At 64.2% G+C, this 18,009-nt stretch carries 17 protein-coding genes; 11 read left to right on the plus strand and 6 right to left on the minus strand.

Annotation, left to right across the window (positions count from 1 at the left end):
- Positions 1-42 precede the first annotated feature (42 nt).
- The 6 genes from ABD705_RS07110 to mutM all read left to right on the plus strand — a co-directional run bounded on the left by ABD705_RS07110 (position 43) and on the right by mutM (position 5,204).
- A complete protein-coding gene (locus ABD705_RS07110; protein WP_344781973.1) occupies positions 43-2,211 on the plus strand; it encodes an ATP-dependent DNA helicase RecG in 2,169 nt (722 codons plus the stop codon).
- A 58-nt stretch (positions 2,212-2,269) separates the two neighbouring features.
- A complete protein-coding gene (gene coaD, locus ABD705_RS07115) occupies positions 2,270-2,767 on the plus strand; it encodes a pantetheine-phosphate adenylyltransferase (RefSeq protein WP_344781975.1) in 498 nt (165 codons plus the stop codon).
- 117 nt (positions 2,768-2,884) lie between these two features.
- Positions 2,885-3,379, plus strand: coding sequence for a YceD family protein (locus ABD705_RS07120; RefSeq protein ID WP_344781977.1), 495 nt, complete (start codon positions 2,885-2,887; stop codon positions 3,377-3,379).
- Positions 3,380-3,396: 17 nt separating this feature from the next.
- Positions 3,397-3,606 (plus strand): 50S ribosomal protein L32, encoded by a 210-nt coding sequence (rpmF, locus tag ABD705_RS07125; protein ID WP_310291267.1) that lies wholly within the window; start codon positions 3,397-3,399, stop codon positions 3,604-3,606.
- Between the two features lie 7 nt (positions 3,607-3,613).
- The gene (gene rnc, locus ABD705_RS07130) at positions 3,614-4,306 is read left to right on the plus strand and encodes a ribonuclease III (RefSeq protein ID WP_344781980.1); all 693 of its coding nucleotides are present in this window, start codon (positions 3,614-3,616) and stop codon (positions 4,304-4,306) included.
- Between the two features lie 4 nt (positions 4,307-4,310).
- On the plus strand, positions 4,311-5,204 hold the full coding sequence (gene mutM / locus ABD705_RS07135) for a bifunctional DNA-formamidopyrimidine glycosylase/DNA-(apurinic or apyrimidinic site) lyase (RefSeq protein WP_344781982.1): 894 nt from the start codon (positions 4,311-4,313) through the stop codon (positions 5,202-5,204).
- A gap of 240 nt (positions 5,205-5,444) precedes the next feature.
- Here the strand turns inward: mutM and ABD705_RS07140 are convergent, their stop codons facing one another.
- A complete protein-coding gene (locus ABD705_RS07140) occupies positions 5,445-5,783 on the minus strand; it encodes a hypothetical protein (protein WP_344781984.1) in 339 nt (112 codons plus the stop codon).
- 231 nt (positions 5,784-6,014) lie between these two features.
- Here ABD705_RS07140 and ABD705_RS07145 point away from each other — a divergent pair, with 231 nt between their 5' ends.
- Positions 6,015-7,643, plus strand: a complete 1,629-nt coding sequence (locus ABD705_RS07145) for a DUF6119 family protein (RefSeq protein ID WP_344781986.1) — start codon at positions 6,015-6,017, stop codon at positions 7,641-7,643.
- A 47-nt stretch (positions 7,644-7,690) separates the two neighbouring features.
- Here ABD705_RS07145 and ABD705_RS07150 read toward each other — a convergent pair whose 3' ends face one another.
- From ABD705_RS07150 to ABD705_RS07160, 3 genes are all read right to left on the minus strand, one after another.
- On the minus strand, positions 7,691-8,881 hold the full coding sequence (locus ABD705_RS07150) for a GIY-YIG nuclease family protein (RefSeq protein ID WP_344781988.1): 1,191 nt from the start codon (positions 8,879-8,881) through the stop codon (positions 7,691-7,693).
- A complete protein-coding gene (locus tag ABD705_RS07155) occupies positions 8,878-10,770 on the minus strand; it encodes a DEAD/DEAH box helicase (RefSeq protein ID WP_344781991.1) in 1,893 nt (630 codons plus the stop codon). Before ABD705_RS07155 ends, ABD705_RS07150 begins: the two co-directional genes overlap by 4 nt.
- An 89-nt stretch (positions 10,771-10,859) precedes the next feature.
- The gene (locus ABD705_RS07160) at positions 10,860-13,574 is read right to left on the minus strand and encodes a DNA methyltransferase (protein ID WP_344781993.1); all 2,715 of its coding nucleotides are present in this window, start codon (positions 13,572-13,574) and stop codon (positions 10,860-10,862) included.
- 325 nt (positions 13,575-13,899) lie between these two features.
- On the opposite strand from ABD705_RS07160, the gene ABD705_RS07165 reads away from it, so the two are divergent.
- A complete protein-coding gene (locus ABD705_RS07165) occupies positions 13,900-14,481 on the plus strand; it encodes an SLATT domain-containing protein (protein ID WP_344781995.1) in 582 nt (193 codons plus the stop codon).
- Positions 14,478-15,791 (plus strand): nucleotide-binding domain-containing protein, encoded by a 1,314-nt coding sequence (locus ABD705_RS07170; protein WP_344781997.1) that lies wholly within the window; start codon positions 14,478-14,480, stop codon positions 15,789-15,791. The genes ABD705_RS07165 and ABD705_RS07170 overlap by 4 nt, the downstream gene beginning before the upstream one ends.
- A 142-nt stretch (positions 15,792-15,933) precedes the next feature.
- On the opposite strand, the gene ABD705_RS07175 is transcribed toward ABD705_RS07170, so the two are convergent.
- On the minus strand, positions 15,934-16,650 hold the full coding sequence (locus tag ABD705_RS07175; RefSeq protein ID WP_344781999.1) for a hypothetical protein: 717 nt from the start codon (positions 16,648-16,650) through the stop codon (positions 15,934-15,936).
- Between the two features lie 165 nt (positions 16,651-16,815).
- Complete coding sequence (locus ABD705_RS07180; RefSeq protein WP_344782001.1) at positions 16,816-17,040, minus strand: helix-turn-helix domain-containing protein; 225 nt, start codon at positions 17,038-17,040, stop codon at positions 16,816-16,818.
- 116 nt (positions 17,041-17,156) lie between these two features.
- Between ABD705_RS07180 and ABD705_RS07185 the strand changes: the two genes are divergently transcribed.
- Both ABD705_RS07185 and ABD705_RS07190 read left to right on the plus strand, forming a co-directional pair.
- The gene (locus ABD705_RS07185) at positions 17,157-17,501 is read left to right on the plus strand and encodes a hypothetical protein (RefSeq protein ID WP_344782003.1); all 345 of its coding nucleotides are present in this window, start codon (positions 17,157-17,159) and stop codon (positions 17,499-17,501) included.
- Between the two features lie 329 nt (positions 17,502-17,830).
- On the plus strand, positions 17,831-17,977 hold the full coding sequence (locus tag ABD705_RS07190) for a zinc finger domain-containing protein (protein WP_425562046.1): 147 nt from the start codon (positions 17,831-17,833) through the stop codon (positions 17,975-17,977).
- Positions 17,978-18,009 lie beyond the last annotated feature (32 nt).

Consider the following 18,009-nt stretch of genomic DNA (forward strand, 5'->3'; position numbering starts at 1 on the left):
ACCCTACAAAGCCGTGTCCGTCGCGTTGCCTAAACTCGAACCATGTCGGCTTATTCGCTTCAGACGCGCCTGGACGGCGCCCTCGGCGGCAAGACCGCGAACGCCCTGCAGCGATCATTCGGCATGCGCACGGTGGCCGACCTGCTCGCGCACTATCCGCGCCGCTACGCGACGCGCGGCGAGCTCACCCCGATCGACGAGCTGACCGTCGGCGACCAGGTCACGATCGTCGCCCAGGTGCGCTCGGCCACCGACCGCCGCATGCGCAACCGTCCCGGTTCGCTGGTCGAGGTGATCATCACCGACGGGCGCAGCGACGCGCAGCTGACCTTCTTCAACCAGTCCTGGCGCCTGAACGAGCTCACCCCGGGCCGGCAGGGCATCTTCTCGGGCAAGGTGGGGGAGTACCGGCACGGCAAGCAGTTCGCGCATCCCGACTACCAGCTCTTCGACGACCTCGACATGGCGCGGATGACGGCCGAGGCGCGGGCGAACGAGCCGATCCCGATCTATCCGGCCACGTCGAGCGTGAGCAGCTGGCAGCTGCAGAAGATCGTCAAGATCATCCTGGACGGTCTCGGTGACGTCGCCGATCCGCTTCCGGAGGACCTGCGTCGCCGGCACGGGCTGCTGGGCGCCCGGGACGCGCTGATGCGCGTGCACCGCCCCGATTTCGAAGACCAGGTGCCCGATGCCCGGCGCACGCTGCGCATGCACGAGGCGCTCGTGCTGCAGACCGCCCTGCTGCAGGAGCGCCAGTTCGTGCGCGCCCTGTCGGCCACGGCGCGCCCGGCCGGTGACCTCCTGACCGCGTTCGACGCGGCGCTGGGGTTCACCCGCACGCCCGACCAGGTCGCCGTCGGCGACGTGATCACGACGGACCTCGTCGCGGGCTGGCCGATGAACCGCCTCGTGCAGGGCGAGGTCGGCTCGGGCAAGACCCTGGTAGCCCTGCGGGCCATGCTGCAGGTCGCCCAGTCCGGCGGGCAGTCCGCGCTGATCGCCCCCACCGAGGTGCTGGCGGGGCAGCATCTGCGCTCGATCGCGCGGATGCTGGGCCCGCAGCTGGCGCCGCAGCTGATGCCGACGCTGCTGACCGGGCAGCTGCCGGCGGCGCAGCGGCGCCGGGCCGCGCTGCGGGTGGCCGCCGGTCAGGCGCTGATCGTGGTGGGCACGCACGCGCTGCTCAGTGCGAGCACGACCTTCGCCGACCTGGGGCTGGTGGTCGTCGACGAGCAGCACCGCTTCGGTGTCGAGCAGCGCGAGGCGCTGCGCGCCAAGGGCAGCAGCCCGCACGCCCTGGTGCTGACGGCCACCCCGATCCCGCGGACGGTCGCGATGACGGTGTTCGGCGATCTGGACGTCTCGACGATCCGCACCATGCCGCCCGGCCGCGCGGGCATCGAATCGTTCGTGGCGCCGGTGGGCGAGAAGCCGAACTGGTTCGCCCGGGTGTGGGAGCGCGTCGCCGAAGAGGTCGCCGCCGGGCACCAGGCATTCGTGGTCTGCCCGGCCATCGACGCGGACGCGACCGTCGACGCCAAGCATCGGGCCGCCGACGACGAGCTGCTCGACGACGACGGCGCACCGGCGAAGACCCGATGGGGCGTGGTGCAGGCCACCCAGCTGCTGCACGGGCATCCCGCGTTCGCCCAGATGCGGGTGCAGATGCTGCACGGGCGCATGCCGGGCGAGGAGAAGGACACCATCATGCGGGCCTTCGCCGACGGCGAGATCGACGTGCTGGTGGCCACCACCGTCATCGAGGTCGGCGTCGACGTGCCCAACGCCTCGACGATGGTGATCCTCGAGGCCGATCGCTTCGGCGTGTCGCAGCTGCACCAGCTGCGCGGCCGGGTCGGCCGGGGCAGCGTGCCGGGCCTGTGCCTGCTGGTCACCGAAGCCGACGCGACCACACCCGGGCGGGCGCGGGTCGACGCCGTCGCGCGCACCGCCGACGGCTTCGAGCTGGCCGAGGCCGACCTCGAGCTGCGCGGCGAGGGCGACGTGCTCGGCGACGTGCAATCCGGGGCGCGCACGTCGCTGCGACTGCTGCGCGTGATCAAGGACGCGGACCTGATCGCGCTGGCCCGGCAGGAGGGCGAGGCCATCCTTTCGGGCGACCCGGCGCTGCTGCAGCACACCGGCCTGGCCCAGGCGATCGAGCGACGGCTGGATGCCGCCGAGCGCGCCGCGCTGGCCAAGAACTGACTCCCACCCGGCGAGAGGCCGTTCAGCGGGCGCACGGGTCGGCCGATAGGCTGGAGCGGTGAGCAACCGGATCGCCGTCGTCCCGGGGTCGTTCGACCCGCCCACCCTCGGCCACCTCGATGTGATCCGACGGGCGGCTTCGCTGTATGACACCGTGCACGTGCTGGTCGTGCACAACCCCGACAAGCAGGCGATGCTGCCCATCGCGCAGCGCCTCGCGCTGCTGGAGCAGTCCATCGCCGGGCAGCAGATCGAAGGCCACATCGTCGTGGCCTCGTGGAGCATGGGCCTGCTCGTGGACTACGCCACCGAGGTGGGCGCCGGCGTGCTGGTCAAGGGCATCCGCTCCCAGCTGGATGTGGCCTACGAGACGCCGATGGCCATCGTCAACCGGCACCTCGCCGAGATCGAGACGGTCTTCCTGCTGCCCGATCCCGCCCACGCGCTGGTCTCCAGCTCGCTGGTGCGCCAGGTCGCGGGCCTGGGCGGAGACGTCTCGCCGTACGTGCCCGGGCCGGTCGCGCAGTTCCTCGACACCGGCGCACGCGGCATCTGAGGCCCGCCGGGCCCCGGCATCCACTCAGACCGCGCCGGTAGACTCACCCGTGTGAGACATCTACGCCCCGGCGCATTCAGCACGCACCTGCGCGACATCATCCACCAGCCTGGAGCGATGCGCGAGGTCGACTTCGACGTGACGCTGCCCGAGCACTGGGGCGAGGGTCTCGTGGCCTTCCCAGCCGGCGAGCAGGTGCACGTCGAGGTGCGGTTCGAGTCCGTGCACGAGGGGATCCTCGCCTCCGGCACGGCAGACAGCCGCTACATCGGGGAGTGTGGACGGTGCCTGCGCGAGATCGAGGCGAGCGTCGAAGTCGAGTTCCAGGAACTTTTCGCGTACCCTGGAGACGAAGCGAATGACTTCGAGGTTCAAGACGACCACGTGGATCTTGAAACTCTGGTCAGGGACGCGCTCGTTCTTTCGCTTCCATTTCAGCCGGTATGCCGGCCGGACTGCCCGGGATTGGACACGATCACGGGCGAGCGGCTGGCTGATCTGCCGGATGCAGAACCCCGCCAGAACCCCGACTCGCGTTGGGCAGCCCTGGCAGGGTTCACGCCGGAATCGGCAGCGGGCGCAGACGACAGTGCACCCACACCCCAGACCTAGGACAAAGGAAGAGCAAAATGGCAGGCAACCCCCCGAAGCGGAAGGTCTCCCGCTCGAACACCCGCTCCCGTCGCGCGCAGTGGAAGGCCGAGGTCCCGACCCTGGTCAAGACGGTCGAGAACGGCAAGACCGTCTACAGCCGCCCGCACCAGGCCAAGGTCGTCACCGACTCGCAGGGCACCGAGCTGTTCCTCGAGTACAAGGGCCGCAAGGTCGCCGACGTCTGATTCGCGCGTGGCAGCGCCTGCGGGAGACTCCTCCCTGCTGACAGACAAGCTCGGGGTCGACATCGACCCCGAGCTTCTGTCGCGCGCGCTCACGCACCGCTCATACTCGTACGAGCACGGGCATGTGCCGCACAACGAGCGTCTCGAGTTCCTCGGCGACGCCGTGCTGGGGCAGGCCGTGACCGTGCTGCTGTTCACGACCAATCCCGATCTGGATGAGGGCGGCCTGGCCAAACGACGGGCGAGCGTGGTCTCGACCGTCGCGCTGGCCGAGATCGCACGCGGCATCGGCCTGGGCGAGCACCTCAAGCTCGGTCGCGGTGAAGACCAGACCGGCGGTCGCGACAAGGACTCGATCCTCGCCGACACCATGGAAGCAGTCATCGGCGCGACCTACATGTCGGCCGGGCAGGATGCCGCCGCCGCCCTCGTGCGCCGGCTGATCGAGCCGCTGCTGGCAGACCCCGACCGGTACGGCGCCGCGATCGACCCGAAGACGAGCCTGCAGGAGCTCGCCGCGCAACTGGGCTTCGCGCCGCCGGTCTACTCGGTGGACGCCGCCGGCCCCGACCACGATCGCGTGTTCACCGCGACCGTCTCGGTGGCCGATTTCGCCAGCACCGGCACCGGCAGCAGCAAGAAGCACTCCGAGATGGCCGCCGCGCTCGACCTGTGGCAGACGCTCTCGAAGCGGCGCTGACGGCGTGCCTGAACTGCCCGAGGTCGAGGTGGTCCGGCGCGGGCTCGCGCCGGCGGTCTCCGGCGCGCGCGTGGTCGCCGTCACGGTGCACGACGAGCGCGCACTGACCCGGCACCACGGATCCGCGGCCGACTTCGAAGCGGCCCTGACCGGGAAGACGCTGCTGTCGGCGGTGCGCCGGGGCAAGTTCCTCTGGATGCCGCTGGCGGGACGCACGCAGGCGCTGATCGGCCACCTCGGCATGAGCGGCCAGATCCTGGTGCGTGAATCCGGTGCGCCGGCGCTGCGCTTCGAGCGCATCCGGCTCGACCTGGAGCATCCCACCGGACAGGAGCTCGCGGTGGTCTTCGCAGATCAGCGCACCTTCGGCTCGCTGGCCATCGACGCGCTGCTGCCCACGCCCGACGGTGCTCCCGGCGGATTCGGCGACAGTGCGGCGGCGGTGCCCGGCCAGGTGGCGCACATCGCGCGCGACGTGCTGGATCCGGCCTTCGACGACGACGCGTTCCGTGCAGCGCTCTCGCGCAAGGACTCGGCGGTCAAGCGCGTGCTGCTGGACCAGGGCGTGGTCAGCGGAATCGGCAACATCTATGCCGACGAATCGCTGTGGGCCGCGCGCATCCACCCCACCACGCCCGCCCGGGCATTGGCCACGCGCGCCGTGCACCGGCTGCTGGCCGAAGTGCGCGCGGTGCTGACCAGATCGCTGGCCGAGGGCGGCACCACCTTCGACATGCAGTACGTCAACGTGAACGGCCAGGCGGGTTATTTTTCCCGACAACTTCGTGTCTATGGGCTCGCGGGCCGTCCGTGTGGGCGCTGCGGCACCCCCATCGTACGGGAGAAATTCATGAATCGATCAAGCCACTTTTGCCCGCGCTGCCAGCGGAAACGCTGATTTCGCCCTTGCGTAGCGCCCGATGACCATACCGCGGTTCGAGGGTCGGCCAGCGTCACGCCGAAGCATGTGACGGTGCTCGTCTCGACTGCTCAGCCCGTTGACATTCACGTGCAGAGGGTCGAGGGTGACGCGGCATGTTTGGGTGACGAAGGGCCGTCAGCCCGAGGACGAGATTGTCGAGCTATGAGCTGCCGCTGTATCCCACGCGTGTTGGTACGACGGCCAACGGTCCGGCGATCAGCGTTCGCCCTTCAGAGCGTCGAAGAGCTCGACAAGCACAGGCTCAAGTTGACGGATCGTTTCGGCCTCGTCGAGATCGTCGTTGCGTCGAAGTAGTTCGGCGTGCCGACTCGTCGGCAGTGCGGCGGTGTCCTCCGGCGTCCGGCACTTCACGATGAGTGGGTGTTCGAGGCCGTGGATGAAGCCGACTGCTCGCTCGAAGGTCGCGCTCCCGAGGTACATGCCCGGCCGTCTGGCGATCTCGCGGGCCCACTCATCGGAGGAGATGGACTCGATCGAGATCACGTCGTAGGGACCCTCGTTCTGTTGAGTCCAGTCATCGTCGTGCTGCGCCATATCCCGATTCTCCCCGAAGACGCCCTCGCTGGCTGCCGTCTACACGCGAACGGACGGAAGCGTTGCACGCAAGGTGGGACTTCCCGCCGAGCGTCGGTGCCGTGATTGGTCCGGGTGCTTATGGTTCTGCCCGACGAGAGTCAAGTCTCGAGTTGGCGCACTCGGGCGCGGTCTCTGGCAGACTCTGATCATGCTCGTCGCGATGACGTCGCGCACAGGTAAGGAGTAGGTATGGCTCGTCAGAAGGCCATCGCGCAGGCGACAACGCTGTACCGACTGCGGCATACCGACGAGCTGAAGGATGCGGTCAAGAAGAAGTACAGGGAGAACTCGACCTTCGCTCAAGACGCGTGCACCGTCAAGGATCGCGACGCACTCCTGATTGTCGGATCAATCGGCGGCAACGAGCCTGTCAAGTGGGCAGCTCGCGTCAAGACGCTGACTGGCACGGTTGTGGAGGTCTCGAACGAGACCGCCGCCGGGGTGCTGCTCCTGCGTTTGGACGATCGGCCCGACGCTGCCACCTGGGCGCTCTGCTGGGGGATGGGTTGGTTGTTGCTGGACCAGGGGCTGGTGGACGGAGCGTTCGGCCAGCGACTTGCTCTGAGGTCTGCTGATCCAGACCTTTTGAGTTCGCTTACTCGTACTGTCCTCGACGAACGAGCCAAGGTGGACCGCTCCTCCATACCCGCCGGCTCGGGCCTTACTGGATTCGGCATCGGTGGCTTCGGTGAATTGGTTACCCGGGTCGTTGGAAAGGCCGAGATCAAGGGCCTCACGATCGGGAAAGAGTTCCGCGTGCGGGGAGCCGATGCCGTGTCCGTGCCGCTCGGGCTCACACCGGCAACGCTGCTCGCCGATCTCAAGGTACTCGACGATCTCCTGACTCAGGATCCTCGTCCCGAGCTGCAAGTGCTGGAACAGCTTGTCCCGGTCAAGAAGGGAACAGACGTACACGAGCGCCTGGAGACGCGCCTTCTATACGAACTTCAGCAAGCCCCTGATACCTCCAAGATCATGGTGACGTGGCCTCACGAGCACCTGAATGAGAACAAGCCAGCGGAGTCGTTCCGAGTCAAGGGCGGTGGGGGCACGCAACCAAGGGCCGATCTACCGACAAAGGAGCTCGTGCTGCAACTGTTGTCGGGCCGTGACATCGCATCGCTGGACAGGATCAAGATCCAGCTATTCGGCGATGCCGAAGGCGAAGATGCGGTGAGCAGCGACATCCCGCTCCGCAAGTGGGTTGCGCTCGAGATCGAGGAGGGCGGGCGGCGGTACTTCCTGCATGATGGGCAGTGGTTTGCCATGGACCTCGACTACGCCAAGCAGCTCGACCAACGTGTGAAGGGCATCTTCGCGAAGTCGTCCGGAGTGACCATGCCCGAGTGGCATGTGCCTGACGACGAGGAGGCATACAACAAGAAGGCTGCCGAGGTCATGGGCGCTGTCTTGATGGATCGCAAGCTCGTGCAGACGGCCCAGAACAAGCGGGGCTTCGAGCCGAGCGATCTCATCATCGAAAGCGACGTCTATGTCCACGTCAAGTCGGCGACCTCGTCGGCACCGCTTAGTCATCTGTTCGCTCAGGGAGCCAACTCCGCTCACGCGCTGCAGCACGACGAAGAGGCTCGAATGAAGCTCCGCGACCGAGTACAGCAACGCGGAGGCGATCGCGATCTCATCGGCAACAAGCCTCGCAGAGTCATCTACGCCATCCGGCCGAAGGAGGTTGGCAAGTCAATCACCCCGGATGACCTCTTCAGCTTCAGCAAGGTGTCCCTGGTTCGGGCATTCGATGAGTTGGAGAGCAGGGGTATCGAGGTACGAGTGACCACGATTGGGTATTTACCCGAGTGACAGGCCATCCAGCAGTCGCGCGCTCTGGGATCGCTACTGACGTTTGCTCAGCTGTTCCTGATCAGCTTCTGAGCCGATGCGTCGTACACGTAGCCCACGATGTCTCCGGAGATGATCAGGTTGACCGCCTGATCGATGACAGAGAGCGGGACGACGAACCACTCCGATGGGTCGTAGTCACCGCCCTTCCGGTCGATCTGAGTGATGTCGAGCCGCACTTCGGCGAACACGCGGTGCAGCAGGTTCTCCAGCGCTGAGGCCCGCAGGTTGTACGCGCGGTAGTTGGCTGCCACCTCGACCGGTGCCATCAGGTACGTCGGCGACTTCTCGGCGTTCTTGATCCGCTTCTCGACAGGGCCTCGCGAGAAGCCGATCTTGTGCAAGTCCTTGATGGCCGCGATCTGGGGGTCATCGCTCCGGGAACGGAGCACGTAGATGTAGCCGCTGACCTCGTCGTCGGTGAGAATCTCGGGCATTGCGGTCTGCACCAAGATCTGACCGTCCTCGTCGCTGAGGCGGATCGCCAGGGACTGGCGGTACATCGAGGACTCGGTGCCGTTCTCGAAGATACACCTAAGTCGTTCGCGCTTGTTCTCTCGGACGGTCGACTTCTTGTACTCGGTCTCGCCGACCTCGGCGATGAACAGCATCACTCCGTTGAGGACGAAGAACGCCCCGGGGACGATGTGGGCCATGCCGGGGTAGGGCAGGAGTTTGGACGTACCCGCCCTGAGTTCGGAGTGCTTCTGCCTGAACAGCGGCTCGAACTGCTCGAAATCCTCGGCCTTGCGCCGGCGAGCCGCATCCGCGTCGTACACCTGGCGACGCACCGGGAGAGCGGACACGTCAAGCAGCCCCGACTCATCGCCGAGGAGGTCAAGATCGTCGCCCTCCAACAGGTCGTCGATCGATCCCGGAGGCTCTGGGGCTTCCAGCATCCCGAACTCGTCTAGCGGCTTCAGCGCGGCGATCTTCTCCTCGTCGGCGAGGATCCCGTCCAGTCGCGCACCGAGCTTCCGCTCGGCGATCTCTCGCGTTGTCGAGCTCGGGATCCGTCCATGTGTGCGCCGAAACTCGATGACTTCGAGGAAGGCGCGCTCCAGCCTGTCGGCTGAGGTGACCTTCTTCGGCTTCTCCGGCGCATCCAGGAGGCCATCGACGTCGGAGTCGATCAACACCTGGATGTCGACAGCGGGATAGGAGAAATCCACTGGCCCGACGCCCTCGCTGCTCGTCATGACTCCTCGTCTGTCTCGGTGGCGCGTTGCGCGGCGAGATGCTGCTGCTTGCGCCTCTGCAGATACAACAAAGCCTCGGCGTACCGCTTCTCGGTGTGGTCTTCCGAGCGCACATCGGGCTTCCGCCCGTTGACCTTGGCCCATTGTTGGATCTTCGGGAACAGGGCGAACGCCTCTTCGTCGGTGAACTCGATCCGGGTGGCGGTGATCGCGTCGGAGATGATGCGCAGCACCGAGGGGGTGACCGACTTCGACATGACCTCGAAGGCCCGCTGGAACGGGTTGACGGAGTCAATGAGGTTGATGTTGATGTCGTCGATGTTGACGAACTTCTCCGACATCTTGATGAAGCGTTTGTCACCGACCTCCCGGACCTCACCGTTCTTGATCACGGAGTCGACGACGACCTGCTGGCGGAGCTCCTCCACCTGGGACTCGTTCAGGTCTGGGTATCGCTCGCGAATGATCTTGGGGATCAGCACCTTGTTCGTCGTCTCCGGGTCCACCGAGCCGGCGGCGGCCTTCGCGAAGGTGTCGTCCTGCAGGATCGTCGCCTTGAGGTCGTTGAGGTCGGTCTCTACGATCTGCTTGACTCGGTCGCTGGACGGCTCCTTGAAGCCCTTGATCGTGATGACCCCCGGTGGGGGAGAGCCGCCCTCGCCGGGGTGCTTGGTCTTGAAAGTGAAATTCTGCGCCAGCACCTGCTCCATCAGCAGGGAGGCGGTGATCGCCTTGAGCATGTTGTTCACCGACACCTTGACCTCGCCCTGGGAGGCATCCGGCTCGGCGATCAGGTTGGTGAACTGGGCGTGCTCCTTGCCAGGGGAGTCCCGGGTGACACGGCCAATGATCTGGATCACCTCGGTCAGGGAGGCACGGTAGGCGACGGTGAGCGCGTGCTCGGCGAAGGGCCAGTCGAACCCTTCCTTGGCCATGCCGAGCGCGATGATGACGTCGACGGCGTCGCGGTCCTTCGACGCGACTGTCGCGAGGTAATGCAAGGTGTCGGCGCGCTTCTTCTGGTCGGTGTCGTCGACGAGATCAGCGACCCGCAGGATCGCGCCCGTATCAGAGCGGCGAATGCTGATGATTCCGGTGTCGGGATCGGTGTCTTCAACCAGGCCGATCGAGTCGATGATGAACCCGACCTCTTCGATCTTGTCCTTGGTGGACTCACCCGAATTGACGTTCGGGATGTGAATGATCGTCTTCCTGTCCAGGTCGAAGACCTCACCGATCGCGTCGGTGTAGCGGCCCTGGTAGAAGTGGTGACCGATGCCGAGCGAGTGCAGGTACTGATAGCCGTTGAGCTGGTCGTAGTAGTTGAACGTGACCGGGGTGAACTTCGCCTCGTCCTCGGCGGAGAGCACCGGCACCGAGTCGCCGCGGAAGTACGAGCCCGTCATGGCGACGATATGCACGTCCGAACCGTTCATGATGTCGCGCAGCAGCGCGCCGAGCCGGCTCGCTTCGGTGTCGGCGGACACGTGGTGGAACTCGTCGATCGCCAGTACCGTGCCGTCGAATGCGTCCGGGGAGAGCTTCTCGAACGCGAACCGCAGTGTCGCGTGGGTGCAGACCAGGATCGCGTCGGGGCCGTTCAGGAAGTCGATGAACGCACCGACCTTGCCCTGAGAGGAGCCGGGGTCGCAGAGATTGTGCTCGGGCTTGACCTCCCAGTCGGCGAAGAACCCGTGCTCGGTGAGCTTCGTCGAGGCGAATGACGCGCCGATCGACCGTTCAGGTACCGCGACGATGACCTTCCGTCGGCCTTGGTTGTAGAGCTTGTCGAGCCCGACGAACATCAGGGCCCGGGACTTGCCGGAGGCCGGCGGAGCCTTCACGAGAAGGTGCTGTGCATCGCGCTTGGCGAAGACCCGCTGCTGCATCTCCCGCATACCCAACGCGTCCGTGGTGACTGACTCGCCCGTCCGGGCGTATGTCACATCGACGATGTTGACCGGCTTCCTCGTCGCGTTCACTTCCGAGCACCCCTCATCTTCTTCACCGGAGCCTTGGCAGCCTCCTCAGTAATCATCACCTCATACATAGCGAACAGGTCTGACAGTCTCTGCTCGTCGGTCTCGTACTCGTGCTTGGAGTAGAGCGAGTCGACGAGCGCATCGACCTCAGCATGCACCCGCCGCAAGTCAGCAGGCATGAGGTCTGGGTTGTAGAGCTCGGAGAGTGTCCGCTCGCAGTGGTACTCCCGTACGTCCAGCACCCGTAGCGCGGCGACGGTGAGCTGCTCCTTCATTGCATCGCTGAGCGGCGGAACGGGGAAGTTGTTGTAGACGATCGTGTTCGAGTACTGGTAGTCCTCGCGCATCCGCCCGCCGACAGCTCCGGTCCAGGCGACGTGAGTCCTGGACATCAACAACGTGAGTACCCACGGCTCGGCGTCGTAAATTGCGAACGCAGATCTATTTATGATGGATTCGGCATCGAGATATCCGACCGGAATGTAGTCACGGCGGGACGATGAGACCTTCGGCATGATGATTGACTCGGTAGGCTTGTACCGAACCTCGCCGAAGCGGTACGGAACCTGCGCCAACAGCTTGGTCGGGCCTTTTGCGCTCTCTGCTCGTTTGGCCGCCGTCCGGTCGAATCGCGCCCTCAAAGAGGAGATTGTGGCCGCCTCCTGATACTTGTCGTCTGGAACCCAGATGCAGTACCTCTCCTGATCCTTTACCAGCTCGTCAGTGCCGAAGATTCGACGGATGAACGGCTCCGCCTGGGGGTCGTGCGCCAGAAGTGCGGCGCGCTCCTCTGGTTCGAGCATCAGGTAACCCCAGTCGGTTCCATTTGAACCCGATGTCATAGGTGGCAGTTGCGACAGAGGCCTGGAGCGAGGGATGACGAAGACGTTTCCACTGTCGACCAGATAGCCGTTGATGTTTCTTGCCTCGACCCGGAGGTCGCCCTGGAATAGATATTTCGCCGAGGTGTATACATTGCGGAGCGAAACTACGATGACCGTGACGCCAGCGTTGCGCTTGGCATTGTTCTCCCACTTGAACGGCGTGTACGCATAACCGATCTCTATGCCCCTGTCGAAGATCATGGGAAACATGAGTCCAACCTGCTCGCCCTGCGTGATTGATTTCGTGCTGACGAACGCTGCTTCCGCGCGTGTGCTCTCGATGTAGTCGGTAGCCTTCACGAACCACAGTGATACGTAGTCAAGCTTTTTCGAGAATTGGCGCGCCCCGAACACGGGCGCAAAGTCAGCCTTCTGCTCTTTGGTCTGTTCTTTGACGCCTGCATAAGGCGGGTTTCCGATGAGGTAGATCTCGCCGCCATCGTTGGGGCAGACAGAGTTCCAATCGACGCGGGTTGCGTTGCCCCCACGGATCTGTCCTGTCTCTTTGAGTGGGATCAGCGGGATCGCGACATTAAACTTCTCCTTGAACTCGGTATTCATCTGGTGCTTGGCGATCCATAGGGAGAGGATCGCCACCTCGACTGCGAAGTCGTCGATCTCGATGCCGTAGAAGCTCTCGATGTTGATTCGCGACTCGGCGAACAGAACCTGATGCTTAGGATCGAGGTCGGCGAGGCGTTCGAGGATCGCATGTTCGAGCTTGCGCAGCTCCTTGTAAGCGATGACGAGGAAGTTCCCGGAACCGCAAGCGGGATCGAAGACCTTGATCGCGCTGATCCGATCCAGCAGCCGCTCAAGCTTCTTGACCGAGTCGAATCCTGCGTCGAGCTGTTCTTTGAGCTTGTCGAGGAAGAGCGGTTCGATGGTCTTGAGGATGTTCGGCACCGAGGTGTAGTGCTGCCCGAGATCGGAGCGTTTGCCTGGGGTGACGATCGCCTGGAACATCGACCCGAAGATGTCCGGATTGATCTGGCTCCAGTCAAGCGTGCCCATCGCGATCAGCAGATCCCGCGCAGACTTCGTGAAGACCGGCACCGTGTGATCCGGATCCATCCGGAACAGCCGGCCGTTGACGTAGGGGAAAGAAGCCAGGTAGGTGGGCTTCGGCTCACTGTCCTGGGTGTCCAGTACTTCGAACAGTGCGGTAAGGAACTCCTTGGTGTCAGACCCGTCGCGCTGAGTGTGCGACCCGACCGCGTTCGTGAACTGTCCCTCGTGGAAGATCCCGGTGTCCTCGGCGAAGAAGCAGAACAGCAGACGGGTGAAGAAAACATTCAGTGAATGTCGCCCGTTCGGCCGCTCGAGGAGGCCAGGGTTGGCGGCGAGCAACTCGTCGAAGAGCTTGCCCATGCGTTCAGCAGCCTTGACGTCGGCGTGCGCTTCGGCGACGTACTGTGCCTTTTCCATGCCGGCCCAGGGCAGGAAGAAGGTGAAGTGCTGGTCGACTTCCCGGATGGGAATCATCAGATTCTCGCCGGTCTTGGTGTCGACTGCGAGGAGCTCGTTGTAGTCGGTGACGACCACGAAGCGCGTGTTGTAGCGCACTACGGTCGGGGAGGTCTTGAGCCCGTCGATGACGGCGAGCGTATCGTCGGGCGTCTCTTTGAAGTAGACAACGTTCTTCTGCGCAACCTCGGTCTCGGGGTTGTCGGCGACGTTGAGTGATCCCTTCCGGAGCCGCGTGACGTTGCCTTGTGGCTTGCCGTAGGCCAGGAGGAGTTCGTATATGAACTCGCGGTCGTAGGAACCCCGGCCTCCGAGTGGCGCGACTCGCTCCTCGACGGCCTTGAGGTTGAGTTTCGCCAACGGATGTCTCCTCTCCTCTGGCCACCTCAGGCCACCGCTAGGTCGATGCTATCGGGCTGTGCCGACACGCTCTGGCCGAAGCGTTGCCTCGGCGACTTTCGGCAACCAGGCTGTCGGCCAGCCTTGGAGCTCCTCCTCGCACCAACGACGTCGGACGAAGTCGCGGATCGAGAGTCGGTATCCGTGGTTCTGATACGCGGGGGTCCGCTCGTTCGTGTGGAGTGTCGGTGGTCCCGGGCATGCTCGGAGCCACAGCACCCGCTCCCGGGTGCGCCTTCCACAGTTCTCCAGAGATCGGAGAGAGTTGACCCACGAGCGAGCAGCGGTGCCCGACCGCGACCCGTACCTGCTGGCGCAGATCCGAGAGTCCTTCGGACGAGTCGTCTACGGCCACAAGACGCACGAGAAGCAGGCTGACATCTGCTTCACCAAGCACAGGTGGCAGCAGGGCGTCCTCGTCGTCCTCACCGCGATCAGTTCTGGCACCTTCCTCGCCGCGGTCGCCGGCCTCCTCGGCAGCACGGTGCTAACGGCGCTGGCGACGTCCTTCATCGCGCTGCTCGTGAGCTGGCTGAGTCTCGGGGCGAAGACGTTCAAGTTCGAGGAGACGTCCGAGGCCCACCGTGGCATCGCGTCCAAGCTCTGGGACGTGCGCGAGTCCTACATCTCCCTCATCGCGGACATGATGTCCGGCGACATCTCGGACACGGACGCCCGGGCACGCAGGGACGAGCTCCAGGAATCCGCGCGAGACGCATATGCGGAGGCTCCGCGGACCAGCGACATGGCGTTCAGGCGTGCGCAGGACGGGCTGAAGAACAACGAGGAGATGACGTTCACTGCCAGGGAGATCGATCTCCTGCTTCCCGAAGCGCTCCGCATCGACGAAGGCGAGGCGCAGGCATGAAGACCTCCGAGATCTTCGACGGGCTGCTGCAGAACCTCAAGCTGGGAGGGACCGCCACGACGGTTGCCGCTCGCCGGGACGAGATCACCAAGGCGCTCAACAAGGATTTCTACGATAAGACGGGCTCGACCGAGCACAAGCTCATGGTCGGCTCGTTCGGTCGGCACACCGCCATTAAGGGCGTGTCGGACCTCGACATGATCTACATCCTGCCGCCCGGGATCCGGAAGGACTACGACGGTGACACGGGCCCGCGCCGGATCCTCAACAGAGTCCGAGACGCCCTCAAGTCGAGGTACAAGGACACGGACATCCGCGTCGACCAGTGCGTCGTCCGAGTCCAGTTCAGCTCGAACGCCTTCAAGTTCGAGGTCCAGCCCGCGTTCGAGAACGACGACGGCAGCTTCGATTACCCGGACACCAAGGCCGAGGGGTGGAAGGTCACGAAGCCGCGCGATGAGATCGCGGCGACTAAGGAGTGCAACGACCGCACCTCGACGAACATGCGGCACCTGGCACGGATGGCGCGGGCGTGGAAGAACACCAGCGGCGCGAACATGGGTGGCCTGCTTATTGACACGCTCGTTCACAACTTCTTTGCGCAGACGACCGAGTACGACTCGGCCAGCAGCAGCTCGTTCGACCTGATGGCTCGTGACTTCTTCGAATTCCTCAAGGACGAGCCCGAACAGGACTACTACCTGGCGCTCGGCAGCCGGCAACGTGTCTACGTCAAGCAGAAGTTCCAGCCGAAGGCCAAGAAGGCGTACAACCGCTGCCTCGAGGCGATCGACTTCGACGGCAAGGCGGCCGCGAACAGAAAGTGGCGCGAGGTGTTCGGGACCTCGGTACCGCTTGCGACGAGCAAGAATGAGGCATCGCGGTCGTTCAGGGACACCGAGCAGTTCATCGAGGACTGCTTCCCGATCGACATCTCGGAGTCGGTGTCGATCGACTGCGAAGTCACGCAGGATGGCTGGAGACCAACGAAGCTGCGCGAGATGCTGCGCACCGGCGCACTACTCAAGGCGAACAGGAGCCTGAAGTTCGTGGTGACCGGATGCTCGGTCGAGCGACCCTACGTCCTGAAATGGAAGGTACTCAATCGCGGAGCTGAGGCCGAGAGACGGGACATGATCCGAGGTCAGATCGTCGACTCGAGCAAGCCGGGAGTTCACACCGAGCACTCGGACTTCAAGGGCGAGCATGTCGTCGAGTGCTACGCCGTCAAGGACGGCATCGTCGTCGCACGGGACCGGATCGACGTGCCCATCAGCAATACGAGCCCCGCCGCAGCCACTAGTTCATGATCGGTGTGCCCTTGGGACGCCAAGGAGGATCTGTCGTTGGTCATCCCAGTTGGGCGAGTAATCGAGCGCCGACCCTTCACGAACTTGTTCACTACGTTCGAGGTCATGGCAGAAAACGACGGAGGTCAAGCAGGCTGCGTCCCTATGCGGGCCAGGGCTGCTTCGCGAGCAGAGCCGGCACCATGCTGCGCTGACCGATGAACTTCTTGAGATCAGGGTCGATGTAGCCGGCGACCCCCAGCAGGTCGTCGTAGCGATCTTGGACGTTCTCCGACCACACCCGGTGGTGATGCCCGAGCCGGTTTCGGAACTCGCGCAGTTGCGCGACCGGACGTTGGATGGTCGGCTGGTTGCGATTCGGCGCGTGGGGGAATGCGCCGGCAAGATCGGGCCACAAGAACATCTGGCGACGTGAGACCAGTTGGTGCCAGAACCCGAAGGACACCTCAGAGATGATCTGGCCGGCACTCAGTGGCTTCTGGTTTCGGCGCACACGCCGGATCCCCTCGGCGATGTCTTTGTACGGCTGACGGTGGTGACCTGGTCCGTCGGCATCTCGACCTAGCTCGCGAGCGTCATCGAACACCCAGTGACCCGGACGCTCGAACGCAGAGTGCCTGGTGCTCATGCGCTCATCGAGTGCGTTGCGCAACGCCACCTCGAAATAGGCCAATGATTGCCAGAAAGCGCCGGAGGTTGCGACGTTCCAGCGGTACAACTCCATCGCGGCCGACTGATCGCCGCCGGTGTGGGTGAGATAGTGCTGGAGTCGCGCGTGGGCGAAGTGACGTTCATAGAACGCCCAGCTGCTCACACTGGCCACATGCACCTCCTGTCCTGTAGTATCGCTGGCGAACACCCCGGAACCGTCCCTGTAGTCCTCGTCCGAGGGCCGATCACACGGCCGGGGTTCTGCTTTTCTACCTCACGGTGCGCCAAGGAACGGGGAAATGCTGAATCGTGCGCGCGCACCACGGCGTGGGGGTTGTTTGTGCCTCGCGAGCGGGCAGATCGCTACGAAGGCTCACTCGATCGTGGCGAGGAGCTCGGCCGGCTTCACGTCGAGGCTCTGCGCGAGCTTGACGATGACATCAAGGGTTGGGTTGCGACGTCCTCGTTCCAGCCCACTGATGTAGGTGCGGTCGATCCCGACGTGATGGGCGAAGGCTTCCTGCGATGACCAGCCACGGTCTTGACGCAAGTCGCGGAGGTGCTCGCCGAAGGCGATGCGATGCGCCGGGATGGTCATGCATCAACGATTTCGATACGCTGACTATGAGTCCACGGACGATGAGTCACATCGCGGATACCCCGACGCCCTCGATCAAGTCGTCACGTGGACGCACACGATCTGAAGGAGCCGCGATGTCCGAAGATGAATGGCTCGACGTCGCAGCTGCGGCTGAGCGGCACCGCTGCTGTACCCAGACGATCTGGCGACGTATCAGGGCTGGAGACCTCCCAGCGCAGAAGAAGAAGATGAACGGGCGAGACGGACGCCCGGTCATCAAGACCTTGGTTCGGGCATCCGACCTGAACGACACATTCGGATGGACTGCTCACGAGGCGCATGTCCGCGCGATTCGGATGGCGGCGACTCCGTTCAGCGAGGAGCAGGCAGTCGCGATTCGCAAGGTCTTCCTCGACCACATCCGAGAACGAGATGCCAAGCAGCGGGGAGACGTTACCGGTCCCGGAACGCCGACGTAGAGATTTCGCGTCCCTGAACGCTAAGCATCGAGCGGGGACGCCAGTGAGGTCGAACAGATCGCACGGTTGCGAAGTACGGCCACTGCGGAGGGCCGATTCGCAGATCCGGGTGGCGCTTGCAGCGCTCTGTCAGTGACGATGCGCAGTTCGACACGCTTCCGGAGACGAGGTCCCGCGAGTCGTCCGGACGGGAACTCTGACCATGTGCCCGGTTCATGCTGAACCCTCACGAAACAGCATTTGACCAGGCAAGACGCCGCACCCTCGACGCACCGAAGAGTGAATGTATCTAACGTGGGAAGTCGGGCTACTTCGAGCACTCCCTGCACGTGTACGGAAGGGGCGGGAAGCCGTGCCCGAGGTGCGGGCGGCCGATCGTGCGGGCGTCCTTCATGAACCGCTCCAGCCACTGTCGGCGGCGCTCGAACTTTGAACGGTTTCGGCGTTCGAAAAGTGAGCAGTTGCGGGCAGTTTAGCCCTGTGGTTGTTCGGTTGTGGTGCGGATGCT

The sequence above is a fragment of the Microbacterium kribbense genome, from assembly GCF_039537285.1.
Classification (GTDB): Bacteria; Actinomycetota; Actinomycetes; order Actinomycetales; family Microbacteriaceae; genus Microbacterium; species Microbacterium kribbense.